Below are 16,387 nucleotides of genomic sequence, written 5' to 3'. Positions count from 1 at the left end.
TCAACATCGCGGAAAACTTGTTCAGTATTAGGTAAAAGAGTTGACCTCAAAGCAGTTGCCTCTGGATCGGGCTCACTTATTTCGACATTTGGTATGATTTCAGGTTTAGGTAACCTAGGAGCCTGCTTATATTCACTCGTCACATCTTCAGTAGTATCCGCCATCCAGTTTTCAGGGATAATATTAGGCAGATCAAACTCAGAATGAACACTTTCAAAGTCATCTGGAATTTGCCAATCGGTGCGTGAAGGCGTTACTTCTTGCGGAATTTCATCATCCAATAACCCAATTGTTTTCTCCATATTAAAATCAATATGAGCAATAGGATCATCGCTATTAACATCATCGCCTTGCGTTTCAATAAATAAATCTTCAATCACACCCTGATTATCCGAGATATTCTCCGACGTAGAAATATCTAGGCTTGAAAGAGGATCATCATCATTAGCTCGGGCATCAATATCAACCGCTATATCAATATTATTTACCATATTTTCTAGCGATACAGAAAACTCATATCTTCCCATCAAGATCAGATCATCTTCGTGTAATGCAACGGGTTGATTTTTTAATATCTTACGATCATTAATAAATGTTCCATTTGTGCTTGTATCACTAAGATAATAAGTACCGCCATAAAAGGTAACTAATGAGTGATTACCAGAAATATATTTATTGTGATCAGATAAAGTTACTCTACAACTTGGGTCTCGACCTACCGTCCCCCCATTTTCATTCATTTCTATATGTTTATTACCCGTATATTCCTCTGGGCAATTAATAATATGTAATGTTAACTGCATAATACTCACTAACTTAGCCTAGAACAAAAGCGTTAAAGAAAATTCTATACCACTTAGCCCATTATTAAACGAATGGTTATATAAAATTTCAGGAACGAGCTGTAAATGAGCATTTGGATTACTACCTAACTTAATTACCGTTCCAACACTAGCAACTAAACCGTACTCAAATGCCTCTATGTCCTCTAATTGGTCACCATATTTAACACCATCGGGATCAACTCGCCAACGTTCTGAATACTGGCTATAGCTTGTAGAAATCCCAAGTCCTAAAAGTGGCGTCACCCAACCCCAATCAGCTACCGCATATTGAGGCATAACCCTAAATTGAAGGCTTTGAACTTCTTGATATAGGCCGTAAACATCTGCACTTTTCGATCCGCTATTACTCTGTGCTGGTATTTCTGTTGACAAAAAATTAAGGTTAAACAGCCAACGCCAACGATTATTATTTTCATCAATAGGCCTGGTATGCGCAAATCCAAATTTAATCGTATTAGTTTCTTCTGTACTACCCTCATCAAATTCCACACTGTTAATATTGAAATATTGCGCCGATATTCCATATCGCTCACCTTTGGCAAAAGCAGATTCTGCACAAACCATACAAAAAGAAAATAATACTAATACAATCGATAACCTCAACATTCACACCTTAAACATCATTAAAATTAGGTAAATTTAGTGGCAAGATAACATCAACAACTTCAATTTCAAGAGAATAAGGCAGAAAAACCAATTATTTACACAATAAACACCACAATAGTCATAATGCCTAGTCAATCAGTTAGTTTGACCAATGACCTAGAAATTAAAATCCTATATCATAGCTATTATTAGTTACCTATAGATTAGTATTCTGATAGAGTTGCGCCCCCACGTGTAAATAACTGTAAACAACTGCAAGTTACCGTAATCCTTATGGAAAAACTGTAATCTTTGTGTCTTATTTTTAACTGTTGTACAATATGTTGCATTGATGTGAATTATTTTGAATTATCACAAGTTATTTTGAGCCTTAAATGTGCACTTAATGGTTTTGGATAAAATGGAGTTAATATTTTTAAATGTACTTTTCTGATTTTACAAGACGTCCAATAGACAAATCCTCGCCAGAGGGGGAAGACACTAATCAACTCGATACATTTACCGAACTCAAAAGACAGGTTAACGAGCTTAATAGGATCTCATCGAATGTATCATGGAAAAAGATCCACTCACTATCAGTCGATATTTTAACAAATCAAAGCAAAGATTTTCGGAGTGCTTGTTATTATACGACGGCAGCAACCCATATTCATGGACTTAAAGGTCTTGTCGATGGTTTAAGTGCAATATACGATTTAACCCTCGTATATTGGTACAGCGCGTATCCAGAGTACAACAAAGAAAAAGCCAGGATTGGTGCTTTTGAATGGATGATTGAGCATACGACGAAACGACAGAAAAAAATGGCTGTCAACGTGGACGATCTTCAATTAATCGAAATAGGACATAGACTAACATTAAAAATAGAAGAAGAACTAAAATCACATTATGGGATTAAAACCCCTTCTTTAAGCCCGATTCGCAGAATTTTATCTCAGTGGATCGAAGAATTAAAAGAGACTCAAATAAAACAAGATCAGCAAGCGAAAAAATCAAGTCAAAGTGTTGAAGATCTTGAAACGATAATTGATGTTAATACCAGTACGACAACATCATTACCAGAAATTGCAGAAATACCTGTAACAGTCAGTCGTCCCAAGCCAAAAGTGGTATATAAAAAAAAGCCCATAATAATTTGTATATTAATAGTTATATTTATAATGTTCTTTGGTTTCAAACATTATCAGCAGCAGAAATTATTACAAACGTTTAAAAACGCAAATTTTGATGATTTTTCTTCCCTAATCCAAGAACTAACACATAGCCCCAAAAGTACTCAACAAGAATTAAAAGAAGTTGTCTTCAATAAAAGCACTGTTTTTTTCAAAAATTGGTCTGAAGACCCACTCAAAATCAATAAACTGAATACATTGACATCTATCATCAACGCCCTTAAAGGGGTATATTCAGACTCAATTATTTATCAATCTCTTGAACATAATTTTTACAATGATAAAAATAACCTGATAAATAGCTACTCAGGTATCAAACAGCAATTTAATCGTGCTAGAACAATCATTGCGAATGCTCAATTAACATCGCAATCATCATCGATCACAAAGTCTTATAAATTCAGTAATACATTATTCCCATTACTTGCGCGCATTGAATACGCAGAAAACTCGATGGATGATAATGATATAAAAAAAGCACAATACATCCTCAACGTCTATCAACTCAGAATTAATTCGCTGACATCAAAAGTATCAGAATGACCGAAATTAATCTTATAGCACTATATTATTTAGTAAAAGGTATTTATGTTTCAGTTTTATAGAAAACCATTATTTATTTCATCATTAATTGCTATTTTAGCAATCGGTGGATTTATCACAATTGTATTTTGGCTCGATATCCAACCAAATTCATTATTATTTTGGTTACCAATCTCGGTTGTTATAAGTTTATACTTGGCATTTAATATTGTTTTATATTATAAACGTAAAAAATCGTCAAAAATAAATAATATTGAAACAGAAGCTGAGATCCTAACCGATACGCTAAAAGCATTGATGAATACATCGGGAAAGAAACCGCTTTATATCGTCCTAGGTAATAAATCCAGTGGTAAATCAACTTTTTTAGAAACATCAAATACAATAAAACCACTGGATAAGAAAAAAACCGTGAGCAACGATTTTTTTACTTGGATGGAGTCTGATAGTGCCATTTTTTTAAAGCCTAATCATAGGCTTACTTTTCAAGAACAATCTGCTAACGATGACGAACTTTGGCAAGCGTTTATTAAACAATTAATACGTTCAAATCCAAGAAAACCATTTGCTGGTTGTTTATTATTCTGGGATATCGAATATCTAATTGTTCATGAAAATGAACAGTTAGATTATACAATGAATATATTATCATCCCGTTTAGAATTTATTGTAGGACAAATATCTAGTGCACTACCTATCTACATACTAATAACTAAAATTGATAAACTGAATGGCTTTAAAGAATTTATCAGTCATAGTCCTCTCAAGTCACATATTGAGTTTTTAAGCATTCCGCTCAAAGAGGCTAAAGGTGCAATTACCGAATATTACTTAGACTGTTTTGATAATATAGTTAAAACGATGGAACAAAGTACTTTAGACTGTTCCTCTCAGTGTAATGACTTCGAAGATAAGCAAGCTATTATTTCATTTCCCAAGCAATTTGAGCTTTGCAAAACCGAAATAATGCGCCTAGTAAATCAATTAAGTCAGGTAAACCGAGGAATCTATAATCTTGATATTAGAGAACTATTTTTCACATCCGGATTACAAGGCGGACGAAAATACAATCTATTAGCAAAAAGTTGTAGCAATTATTTCAATTTACCAATGATCGCATCTGAACATATGCAACTAAATGAAACACCTTATTTCTCCCGTTTTTTGATCGAATCTAGAATTCTCCCAGAAGCGAGCTACGCAGGTGAAAACAAAGCTTACCTCCGTACGCTGACACGAAATAGTTACCTTACCCTATCAGGCTGTATCTTAATCCTGTTCTTAACTGGTTACACGCTACAAGAAACATTAATAAGTAATATAAATGTCATCAATAATTTAATTGATATTGACACTGTTGATAACTCGTCTTCAATAAAACAGCGTAAGTTAGATTTAAATAAAGAGTTGAGTAAAGTAATCACTAACATAGAACCAATATATGATGCTTGGATAGCAAGTAATCATGCTCTTGATGACGAATTTACATCACTTAATTTAAGTAAATTAGACACAACAACTAAACTGGCTTATAAAAGATTAATACTTGAAATTAATAACAAATTAATCCCGTTAGTTGAAAAGGTTTACACAATTCAGCTAAGCCAAAAACATAACCGTTATAACGAATCGTTAGCACTACTCAAAGCTTATTTAATGTTAGAACAAACCGATAAAAGAGATATTGATTATTTAAATAACCAAACAAAAAATATATTAATGACAATGATATCGAATCAAGATAATGTCAAAAAATCTACTATATACTTAACAACTTACTTTCAGACTGATTTCCCCCCAGTTGATATAAATGTAGATTTAGTTAGATCGACCCGTCGTTATCTGTTATCAAAATCTAAAGTGGATATGGTTTACTCTGACATTTTATCACAAGCAAAAGGTATTGATTTAGGTAAGCTAGATATAGCGAGAACTGTCGGGTTTGATTTTGACAATGTTTTTAGTGACCGTTTAAATAAACAACACATTAACATAAACAAAATTTATACTTCAACTGGATTTAGCACATTTTACCGACCTCAAACTGAGCTTTTATCTGAAAAAATAATTGCAGATGACTGGGTGTTAGGATTATCAAATAATATCGTACCGACAGAACAAGAGTTAAATATCTTTGAAACCAAAGTACGGAAGAAATACGCCGACGACTATATTAGTCAATGGAGAAACGCACTTAGTGAATTAAAAATAAAGCCATATAATAATATAATTGAACTTACCGATTCAATTGATCTTATTTCAGGGCCATCATCACCTTTAACTACGGTATTAAAACAGTTATACACAAACACCAAATTTTCACCATCAAAAGAAGAACTTAAGTTACTAAATTCAAAAAATGAATTACTTAATAAAGCCCTAGAAGCAACAGCTGGTATCGCAGAAGAAACCTTAAAACCTGACTATTTACTAATGGGTCGAGTTGAGCAAGCGTTCTTCTTAATTAACCAATTACAGATAAGAGAAACAGATAGCTCTCCAACACCATGGGACGAGATAATTAGGGCTTTGAGTCAAGTTAGAACCTACATGAAAGATATTACAGACTCACCAAACCGACAAATGGCCGCATTATCCGCCGCTAAAAAAAGAATGGAAATTACAGAGTCAGATCCTTTGATCCGACTAAAACAAATAGCGCAGAAATCACCAGAACCGATCAGAACTTGGTTATTAGATATCGTAAATCAAACATGGGCGATGATGCTCCAAGAGGCTACAAAAGGCGTACAACAACTCTGGTTAAGTGATGTTTACGGTAAGTTTGAATACATTGGAACAAATCGCTATCCATTTAATCGAGAGGCTGCTGAAGAAATTTCGTTAGAAGAATTTGATAACTTTTTTGCGAAAGGCGGAATACTCGATAGTTTTATAACACAACATCTATCTGCATTTTATGATATTAACTTGTGGCAACCTAAACGTGTAAATGGAGAGTATTTACAGCTATCTCAGGCATTAATGGTACAACTAAAGAACTTCAATACGATCCGAGATACCTTGATTGATAATACTTCAAACTCATTTAAAGTTCCATTTAGTATCAAAATTGTAGATCTAGATTCAAGTGCAATAAGAGCTAAGATTGACATTGCAGGCCAGGTTTTAAATTACTATCACGGCCCGAGTAAAGTCAAAGAACTTGTATGGCCACCTAAAAGTGGAGATTTTTCTGTTAATTTCACAATTCAAGACATAACAAAAGAAGGAAAACAACATGTACTAAGCAAAGATGGACAATGGGCCTTATATCGTCTACTAGACGATACCAATATAACGACATCTGAAGAAGGTGGGTTTACAAGTGAAATAAAAGTGTCAGGACGAGAACTAAAAATAATAATACGACCTGCAACACCAAATAATCCATTTACACTACCTGAGTTGTTCAATTTTGAATTACCAAAAAAAATAAATAATGATAAGAATACATAATAAAAATAAAAATAAAAATAAAAATATGGATAAAACATAAAAATGGAAGAAACAACAAAACTAGATAGATTAGATAAATTAGATCGTAAAATATTATCGATCCTGCTATCTAACGGACGAGAATCAATTGCAAATTTGTCTCGAAGTGTCGGTTTATCAAGAACTGCAATATCTGAAAGAATTAATCGATTAGAAAAAGCAGGGACAATTAGGGGCTACACAGCTCAATTACAAATTGATAGTAAAGAAAGGCGTGCTATCTCATACCTGCTAATAAGTTGTCATAATGGCCAACGTAATGAGGTATCTAAAACATTAAAAGGTATTCCTGAAATAAGGAATACCTGCATAACGGGAGGAGAATACGACATAATAGCAAGACTAGAAGCTTCGGATTTATATCAAATTCACATTTTATGTGACAAGATTGAAAATATTTCAGGTATTAGCGAATTACAAACATCTGTTGTTTTATATCAATCAGTAGATCGATAAAATAAATCACGTTGTCATATTTTTGAGTTGTATTTTCAAGAAAGTCTTCAATTTGCTATAGCGAGCTTAAGTAAGCCTTAATCTCTAGACATTCGAGCATTACTTTTAATGCATGCTTTAATAGCATCCCGCGATACTAATAATATTATCATTGTCGTGGGATGTTCCTAACCAAAACGTTTGGCCTAATGTATTCCCTTCTCCCCTACCGAGTACATTTTTAGGTAACGTCTTATTTTTCACTTTTATTTTAATATCCCAAGCTAAAGGGTCAATTAAAATGAATTTCATTAATTCTTTTAAGACCGTATTTAATTCTTGCCCAGGCAAAAATTTTAGGTAATTAGAAAAATCTAATTCATTAATACATAAGTTAAATTTACCTGATAGATCCGCGAGAGTTTTACCTATATGTAAATCATGTCCTAATATACAGTTCCGTTGATTTAGGTGGTTAATTTGACTATCCGAAATATTTACTCGACGGTAAACCCACTCTTCTATTGTCACATTATCTAACCCAAAGCAATGTGCAATAATGCCTGACACTAGCTTGGGTGAACGTGTTCGAGTCGATAATTGACCTACATAAGATAACAACTTAGCCTTATCTAAATTTACGTCATTACAATGCTGTATCGATTCAGACAAGCCGATAAAATTGAACAGGTGACCAGACAACGTATCGCCGGCGCCACTCTTATACTGCACATGATGCCTATATTTCTTCCACGTTTGGTATAATAACGATAGATATCGATTATGAAAGAAGTCAAGGAAATACCGAATAGGGTTATCATCATCTCGCCCAGCTAATTTTTCAACGTAAGAGCTTGGTAATGGTGAACTGCTACCATGTAAACCTAAAAAATTAACTTCTAAATTTATATAATCGCGACCTCCATGCTGATAACTGACTATATTATTTATATCACTCTTAGGGTAAGATAATTCAGGTGAAACAGAAAAACGAATGTACTCATCAATAGTGTATTTATTCGTCCCAATTCCATTATATATAGCGCTATTATCCTGTTGGTATTTCTTCTCAAGTAATGAGGTTAAGTGAAAGAAACTGTAATTATGCGCATTTTTTATTATATTATCCATCATAGAATCGGCTGCTGCCCTACTTTACCAGACCAATTGTAAACCTCACTGTTCACAATGTTCAAAACTTCAAGCTCAGTGAATGAGTTAATACTTGCGTATAATCGTATAAACTCATTAAGAACTGAAGAAAATAAGAACATATCACCTTCATTAGTAAACAAATTCGAGTCCATATCCATTTTTAGCTTCATACCCCGTATTGATACACCTTTATAAATACGTTCAACAGGTACTGTTACTATATTTTTTATTCCGTCTAACCGTTGCTGAGAAGCGCGTTGAGATTGTCGATCACTGTTCGCATTAAAATCATATGTTGATAATAAAATCTTTAACGCATCAATATTTGCAAGTGACAAATAGTTTAATGACATATTCGAGATTAACTGCCACTGAAGTGCTCCGTTAATATTAGGACTAACTGATGCAGTTGGTTTTGTTATATTCGTAAATGAAGAATACCCTGGTGAATTCTGTGTAGAATAAGTAATATCACCAATAATCAATCGCTCGGCAAGATTCGCATTACTGCATGTAAGCTTCATTAGTACGGTTTCAGACGATAGATTCGTTATTTCATTCTGGTGCGAGTAAAAAGAAATATAACGCTCAAAACCATTACCTGAAATTCGCTCTGCAACATTCGATTTATAATAATCCCGCTTTTCAAACATATTAATTTGATGCTCAAATGACTCAAACTCTAATAACTGTTTACGTTTTCGTTCATTATTATCCCAACTATCAACATTATTAATCGAGTACACCTCATAGTGATCTTGATTAGGGCTTTGTGGCCTAACTTTATATTGAGTTTGTTTATACTCAATTCTTATTGGGTCGGCATCTTTATCAAATAGATTTACTATTGGAGTACAATGTAGTTGGAAATGCTTATCTTTTATCACAACATCTAAAGGTAAGGCGCGAGAAAAAACAAATGATATTTTAACTGTATTCCGCTGTGGTAACCCATTTAGCCAATCAAGCCCATTAAGATCAAAGAACATAAATTTTTCTGGTAATGAAAAATACTCTTGTAATAACCTATAGCCAGCAAACGAGTTTTCACCGTAAGGTAATAAGCTTTCATTATCAGCGTAACCGGCTGGAGTAATCATTGAAGCTGGTAACCGCTTGCAACATCCTCCCCCCGCATCCAACTCGATATAATCCAAGTAACGGAACAACCAAAGAAATACACTCATTGAAATATGGCGTTCACCATTTAGATAAAATCTTAATGTATCAAGTCCAATACGAGAAAGCTCAAGGTCATTTTCGACACTGAGATTGAGACTAATAACAGAGCTAGAACGACTATTCTCTTGTTTTACACTATTGATTTTGATTGGATACATATCAACGTCATAACAAGTTCTAAAAATGCATTTGGTGCCATCGATCAATTTACTGGCCATTTCTACACCTGAGGAAACACGTGTTTTTTCTGTTACACCACCACTATTTGGAGTTAACTGAGCAATACACATTGAAGGTATAGAACGAGTATAATGAGGCCATAACAATGTCATTAGAGATTGAGTTAGCTCTGGAAATTCATCATCTATTTTTTCTCTAATACGGCCAGTTAAAAATGCAAACCCTTCTAATAACCGCTCTACATCAGGATCATGAGAGCTTTCTGACAGAAAATTAGCTAGTTTGGGATGCTGCTTAGCAAATTCATTACCAGCTTCTTTTAGATAAGTCAGCTCACTTTGAAAGTACCTAATATTACTCACTTAATACTCCATTCATACGTTAAATTGTCCATTGACTCCCATATGAACATCTATCGATAATGGCATCTTCATGCCATTATGAGAGATATCTCCAGAGATGCTAAAATTAAGCTGAAGGGGATCATCATTATTCGTGCGATATAGTACATTTACCCGTTTAATTCGAGGTTCAAATTTTTTAATTGTATATATGATATTTTTGCGGATGTTTGATACTAAATTAGTATGATTGGATAACACATCGTTGAAATCTGGTAGTCCATAGTCAACACAGATCATCGCATTACCTGCGTGAGTGTTAAGCAAGTCAGCAAGATGTTGATGAATAGATTCGACTAAGTGTTTGTGAGATACCACTTTTTCATAGCTATTTTTACTTTCACCCAGCTCAATACGTTCGAACAGTCTATAACCTTTTTCCATACGCTATCTTATAATTAAGCGGTGATACATGCTCACCGCTTAAAATTAAATGTAAATTAATATAAATCAGCCTAACTTTGGTCTAATTTACCAACCAAAGACAGGTCGAAACTTGCCCCCATATATTTAAAATGAGGTCGAACTGATAGTGAGACTTTATACCAGCCAGGATCGCCATCAACTTCCGACACGTTGATTTTAGCCGCTCTTAACGGACGACGACCACGAACTTCTGCTGGCGGATTTTCTTGATCAGAAACGTATTGACGTATCCACTTATTTAGCTCGATTTCTAAATCTGAACGTTCTTTCCACGAACCGATCTGTTCACGCTGCAATACTTTAATATAATGCGCTAATCGATTGATAATAAACATATAAGGTAGTTGCGTACCTAATTTATAATTCATTTCAGCGGCTTTACCTTCTGGTGTATTCGGAAACACTTTAGGCTTTTGAACTGAGTTTGCTGAGAAGAATGACGCATTGTCAGAACCTTTACGCATCGTTAACGCGATAAAGCCTTCTTCAGCTAATTCGTATTCACGGCGATCAGAAATAAGGATTTCTGTTGGTATTTTAGTTTCAATTTGCCCCATAGATTCAAAATTATGAATAGGTAAATCAAATACAGCGCCACCACTTTGTGGTCCGATAATATTTGGACACCAACGATATTTCGCAAATGACTCTGCTATTTTCGATGCCATCGCGAATGCTGAATTCCCCCACAAGTAATTATTATGACTATCAGTAACAGTTTCATTATAATCAAATGACTTAATCGGGTTATCTTCTACAGAATATGGGCTGCGCAACATAAATCGTGAAGCACACAAACCTAGATAACGCGCATCTTCATGCTCTCTGAGGCCACGCCATTTCGTATATTGCGGTCCTTCAAATACCGATTTAAGATCTTTAAGATTCGGTAATTCTTCATAACTATCCACGCCAAAGAATTTAGCTGACACAGATGAAATAAATGGTGCATGCGACATCGCGCCAACATTCGACATATATTCTAATAGTTTCATGTCAGGCGATGAAGAATCAAACTGGTAATCACAAATTACAGCACCTACAGGTTTACCACCAAATTGGCCATATTCACGCGTATATATTTGCTTATAAAGACCAGATTTAACCACTTCAGGTGCATCATCAAAATCATCTAATACTTCATCTTTTTTCGCAGAAATTAGTTCTATTTGAATATTTTCACGAAAATCAGTATGGTCAACAAGATATTTAAGGCCACGCCAAGTCGATTCAATAGCTTGAACTTCTTCATTATGTAAAATAGCATCAACTTGCGATGATAATTTAGCATCAATATCTGAAATCATTAAATCAACAAGTGATTGCTCTACTTTCTCAACGGCATTATGACTTAATAGTTCAGCAATAAATGCTTCAACACCACGTTTAGCGATACTGAAACCTTCATCTGTAGGCTTTAATCTTGTTTCATTCAAAATACTATCAAGTAACGAACCTGATTCAGCTAGACTTACGTCTTGCTCTGCTGTTTGTGCATCTAAACTCATACTAGCTTCTATCCTTCTTCCGTGTTATCAACATTTAACTCTTCTAACAACAACTTACGAGAAGGTTCGTCTTGAAGAATTGACGCAATTTTCTTACGAAAAGCAGGTACGTTACCAAGAGGTCCTTTTAATGCAACGAGGGCTTCTCTTAAATCAAGTAAGCTCTTTAGTTCAGGAACATTTTCAGCCAACGATTCAGGAGAAAAATCCTTTATGCTATTAAAAGTAAGATCAACGCCTATTTGCCCGCCTTCTTCTCCACTTAATTTATTCTCAACATTAACCTTAATGTTTGGAGAATAGCCTTCAAGTACATCATTAAAATTATCTTTATTGATGTTAACTGGTGTACGATCTTCTATTGGAGTATCATCAGATTTTGCAGAAAAATCACCAATAACCATCATACTTAGAGGTAATTCAACCTCTTCACTTACATCTCCTGTAGCAGGAACATATCGAATATTAATACGCTCTTTTGGAGCAACTGAGCCATCGCGTGACATAACAATCCTTATTTATTATTTATTTAGGTTTTTAAGATTTCCACTCTTGATATTTATCTGGTATATCTTCACTTTTATTATAAATATTGGTTAAAGTTAAATTGACCAAGTAATCAAGCTGTGTACACAAAACGGGTTCCCAAGTCACTAAATTCATCTCACAACGTATTGGCCATATTTTTTCGATATAGGGCAAACATAAATGATATAAACCTACTGATTGGTAAACCTTAATGATTTGTAAATAATTAATGAACAGCCCTCTTCCTGAATCATCATTATCAAGACTTTTAGATATTTCAAAAATAAAGCTACCGATATTTTCAATATCAACATCATCAAATTTAGTGTCTTCCACCATTGAGACGCTAGCACCACTTATTGGTTTCTCACTCGTGTCCAGCCATGCAACTGTGTCACTATCTGCAAATGGAATATCATTTGAAAATTTTAATGTTTCGATTCCTTTAAATTTTGTAGCAAACTCTTGTAACTCTGACTTAATTGCATTTGCAGCATTAGAATGATTTAACGCCATCAACACCTTGTACTGTATAAAATGTCCAGTAAGCCAGAAAGGGCTATTAATTAATGTTTTTTCAAGTTGTTTAATTAATTCAACACTCGGATTATCATCTGCTGATTTTTGATATTCAGCACATTTATCTGTTGATATAGCAAGACTCAAAAGAGTGATATTGTCATTGTCTGATGATGGTATTTCATCAATATCACACCAAGTAACATATCGATTAATTCGATAAGCTAAGCCAAAACCCACATGACTAGATAACAAATAATGAGAGAGTGTTCCTAATGATGCTTTAAGAGTGCTCACTGTAGAAAAGTCAATATCAGGTTCTTTAGCTGCAGCAACTAATGGCGTAACACTGACTGGACTTTTTTCTTCAGAACTAGTGGAAATGCTAGAATGAGTACTGGTACTAGAGGTTTCAACGTAAACATCTTCAACAGCCTCTGGCATTAACAGTAAAGGACTTAGCGTATTAGCTAGCCGATTAAAATTAACATCGGTGTCTTCAAATATTGAAAATAGCTCTGAGCTTATAGATTTAGCCAACGCCTCAGATTCAAAAATTATTGATTGTTGATCATTTTTGACTTCAAATTTCGGTATTACAACGTCTAACTGATTTAACAGCCACTCTAATACCCCATCTCGGCCTCTTTTACGTCGAGGATAAAGTTCATTACCAAATATTGAAATTGCGTTAAGTAATAATTCAAGCCCATCACGCAAACCAACGAATTGCTTCTGCTCCACCATTGAACGAACTAAATAGCACAAAGGTTTTAAATCTTTACTATACGACACCAAGACTTCAGTTGACGTTTCATCGACAACTTTCCAATCTACAGTTTCACCAAAAAGTGAACCGAACTTTTTAATTTCGGATTCCATTACCTCATAACAAAACTCATATTTAGCATCCAGTCCTGCTGGTGAAGAACTAGAAATCGGCTCTAATAATGCCTTAAATTCGGTAGATACCATTACAGAGTCTGCTCATTGTTGTTTAATTTAATAAGTAGCTTATCTATATTCGAAGCCCCATCTAAAGTAACTTTAGATATATATTTTTTGGACAACGTGTTAGCTACAATTGTCGTTAAAAGTAGACGGACTTCCTGTGCTCGTTCAGGAGACATTTTCTCTAAATCTTCATATGCTTTTTTAATTTTCGTATTGGAATAAATATATTTACCAGTTGCCGTTTTAAATAAGATATATTCAGATCGAGCAATGATAAGTGACTGTCTTTTTTCTGTGAATATCTGAAAGGGACCAAGATAATTAACAATCTGATCTAATAACTTAATAGCACTCGTATATTTAGATTTTGATTCAAGCTCTTCAACCCGTTCCATAACAGCTTTAATTAACTCTTTATGGAATTCTTTTGAATAATAGAAATTATTAACTTTAGCACTTAATAAAGCGTCATGATTTAATCTAATAATACTCTCGCTATCACCTTTCTCTAAATACCCTATAGCTTGTTTAATCGATATGCCGAATGAACCATTGATGTCCCTCGTCGCCGATATTAATGTATTTACATTAGCAAGTAATTTAATAAGTGATGTATTAACAACAGTAGGTATCGGCACTATAGGATCAGAAAACTGTTGACGTAAGTCGACAACCTGCCGCTTAATTTCACGTAATTTTCGTAATTGTTCCACTGGGTATGATTGGTTCTGAACGATGATGTTTTTATTATCTGCGTATTGTTTTTCTGCCTCTAAGTAACTCGCGGCTTCAATACGATCACGAGTACTATTTTCTAAATTTATAAAATTTTCATATAACTCATTTTCGGCTTTATTATTAATAGCAACCAAACCATAACTTAATATAATCGAAAGTAAGAGTGTTAATCCAAGGACCGAAGAAATCCCAACATAGCGCCCACTCAACCAAAAATAAGTTTCATCTCGGCTTGTTTGTGTTAAAACAAGATCTGCATTACGCAAGCTATTAAAAATAGGCATGCCAGATAGAGATTTTGAATTAATGTCTATTTTCGCTAAATTTTGAGCAAAATTAATTGGCGTTAATCCATGACTTCGAGGTGATGAAAACACACTATTCAGCAATCGCCAAATGTGTGGAGGAATGTCACCCGTACACTTAAAATTAGTAATATCGTCTGATAGATTAGAATTAGGTGTTGCCCCAACAAATAGATAATAGGTCACAACAGCTAATGAATATACATCATCCTGTGGTTCACCAACCCCTGAATCAATAAAAAGTGGTGATGCATACCCTCGACTTGCTTCAGCGTAACCATTACTCTCGTTTACATATTGTGCAGCGCCAAAATCGATTAATTTAACAGCATCATCTTCATCTACGATAATGTTCGACGGTTTTATATCTAAATGACACACACCTTTAGTATGCATATATTCTAACGCACCAGCCAATTGATAAATTAGCCAAGCAATATGATCATGACGAAATCCTTTACCCGAATACCGACTAACTTTTTTAGCAATAGACTCACCTTGAACCCATTCATACATGAAATATGGCGTATGAAATTCCGAACCGACTTTGATGAACCTAGCAACCGTCGGATGCTGGCTAATTTCAAGGCAAGAAGCTTCAGCTAAAATCTGACGTTTAGCTGATTCATTACTCGTATTGGCAATTGTTTTACAACAAACTTGTTTGTCTGGCTGACCTTTTTTAGCAAGATGATAAGTAACCGTTGAAGAAGTTGGAGAGGTTATTTTGTCCAAAATATCAAATTTAGCCGACAATACATCCTCTAATTTAGGCTGATTTGCTCGTTCGATTTCCTCGGATTTTTTCTTTTTCTTTTCAATAGCCTTTACAATAACGCTATTAATAAAATCTGTTTTAACGTTATTTACTTCAGACAAGACATGCTCATTTATAACTATAAAAAGGTATGCGCAATACTAATTTCTTTTAGTATATACTTTCAATAGCATTTTAGAAAACGAGCCTTTTGACTACGGTATAAGTTATTCCGACTACAAAAAACATCAGAATAACCATTACAATTTATAACGAGTAACCAAACTAAATTAACTAAATAGATTATTGTGACGACAAGTTCAAAATTGAACACTCTTTTTCACTACCAAATAAGAACATAGTAGCATTTAGTTCAATGCTAATCTCACGACTTACTAACGCAAGGCACGTCAAAGCTGAGGCATTTCTTAAGTAACCCCAAAATTCATTTATTTGCGTTACATTGTCTGGTTCAGAGAAGCATTCACTTCGAGCTCCAATCGCAAAGCCATAATCTTCAGAATGCGCTCTAGAATTCGTCATATCACTGTAAATCTTACCGAAATTCGTTGTTTTTTCGCTGTGTTTTTTCACTAAACGTGAACAACCCCGCCTATCTGTTCTGTCATAGTCAA

General features: G+C 34.3%; 13 protein-coding genes. 3 read left to right on the top strand and 10 right to left on the bottom strand.

Going from position 1 to position 16,387, the window contains the following annotated elements; genetic code table 11:
- Together BT797_RS17100 and BT797_RS17095 are read right to left on the bottom strand one after the other, a co-directional pair.
- On the bottom strand, positions 1-803 hold an 803-nt coding region (locus BT797_RS17100; protein ID WP_244534215.1), incomplete at its 3' end, for an FHA domain-containing protein.
- 18 nt (positions 804-821) lie between these two features.
- The gene (locus tag BT797_RS17095) at positions 822-1,451 is read right to left on the bottom strand and encodes a hypothetical protein (RefSeq protein WP_045110915.1); all 630 of its coding nucleotides are present in this window, start codon (positions 1,449-1,451) and stop codon (positions 822-824) included.
- 419 nt (positions 1,452-1,870) lie between these two features.
- Here BT797_RS17095 and BT797_RS17090 point away from each other — a divergent pair, with 419 nt between their 5' ends.
- Genes BT797_RS17090 through BT797_RS17080 form a run of 3 tightly spaced genes read left to right on the top strand, consistent with a single transcriptional unit; the run spans position 1,871 to position 7,120 of the window.
- Entirely contained in the window at positions 1,871-3,166 is a 1,296-nt protein-coding gene (locus BT797_RS17090) for a type VI secretion system ImpA family N-terminal domain-containing protein (protein ID WP_075472934.1), read from the top strand.
- A gap of 45 nt (positions 3,167-3,211) precedes the next feature.
- A complete protein-coding gene (gene tssM / locus BT797_RS17085) occupies positions 3,212-6,625 on the top strand; it encodes a type VI secretion system membrane subunit TssM (protein ID WP_045110917.1) in 3,414 nt (1,137 codons plus the stop codon).
- Between the two features lie 42 nt (positions 6,626-6,667).
- Positions 6,668-7,120 (top strand): Lrp/AsnC family transcriptional regulator, encoded by a 453-nt coding sequence (locus tag BT797_RS17080; RefSeq protein ID WP_045110918.1) that lies wholly within the window; start codon positions 6,668-6,670, stop codon positions 7,118-7,120.
- A 117-nt stretch (positions 7,121-7,237) separates the two neighbouring features.
- Here BT797_RS17080 and tssG read toward each other — a convergent pair whose 3' ends face one another.
- The 8 genes from tssG to BT797_RS17040 all read right to left on the bottom strand — a co-directional run.
- Positions 7,238-8,233, bottom strand: coding sequence for a type VI secretion system baseplate subunit TssG (tssG, locus tag BT797_RS17075; protein WP_045110919.1), 996 nt, complete (start codon positions 8,231-8,233; stop codon positions 7,238-7,240).
- On the bottom strand, positions 8,230-9,978 hold the full coding sequence (tssF, locus tag BT797_RS17070) for a type VI secretion system baseplate subunit TssF (RefSeq protein WP_075472932.1): 1,749 nt from the start codon (positions 9,976-9,978) through the stop codon (positions 8,230-8,232). The genes tssG and tssF overlap by 4 nt, the downstream gene beginning before the upstream one ends.
- A gap of 12 nt (positions 9,979-9,990) precedes the next feature.
- Complete coding sequence (tssE, locus tag BT797_RS17065) at positions 9,991-10,401, bottom strand: type VI secretion system baseplate subunit TssE (RefSeq protein ID WP_045110921.1); 411 nt, start codon at positions 10,399-10,401, stop codon at positions 9,991-9,993.
- Between the two features lie 71 nt (positions 10,402-10,472).
- Complete coding sequence (gene tssC / locus BT797_RS17060) at positions 10,473-11,951, bottom strand: type VI secretion system contractile sheath large subunit (protein ID WP_075472930.1); 1,479 nt, start codon at positions 11,949-11,951, stop codon at positions 10,473-10,475.
- Between the two features lie 8 nt (positions 11,952-11,959).
- Positions 11,960-12,457: a type VI secretion system contractile sheath small subunit gene (gene tssB, locus BT797_RS17055; protein WP_045110923.1), complete on the bottom strand. Its 498-nt coding sequence runs from the start codon at positions 12,455-12,457 to the stop codon at positions 11,960-11,962.
- A gap of 31 nt (positions 12,458-12,488) precedes the next feature.
- Positions 12,489-13,973 carry a type VI secretion system protein TssA gene (tssA, locus tag BT797_RS17050; protein WP_075472928.1) on the bottom strand — a complete coding sequence of 495 codons (1,485 nt, stop codon included), beginning with the start codon at positions 13,971-13,973 and terminating at the stop codon, positions 12,489-12,491.
- Positions 13,973-15,874, bottom strand: coding sequence for a serine/threonine protein kinase (locus tag BT797_RS17045; RefSeq protein ID WP_075472926.1), 1,902 nt, complete (start codon positions 15,872-15,874; stop codon positions 13,973-13,975). The genes tssA and BT797_RS17045 overlap by 1 nt, the downstream gene beginning before the upstream one ends.
- A 181-nt stretch (positions 15,875-16,055) precedes the next feature.
- Positions 16,056-16,387, bottom strand: a 332-nt coding sequence (locus BT797_RS17040) for a hypothetical protein (RefSeq protein WP_217653262.1), incomplete at its 5' end; no start/stop codon positions are given.

Source organism: Moritella viscosa, from assembly GCF_900120065.1.
GTDB lineage: Bacteria > Pseudomonadota > Gammaproteobacteria > Enterobacterales > Moritellaceae > Moritella > Moritella viscosa.
Note: the sequence above shows the minus strand (reverse complement) of the source record. Positions and strands in the feature narration are given on the sequence as shown.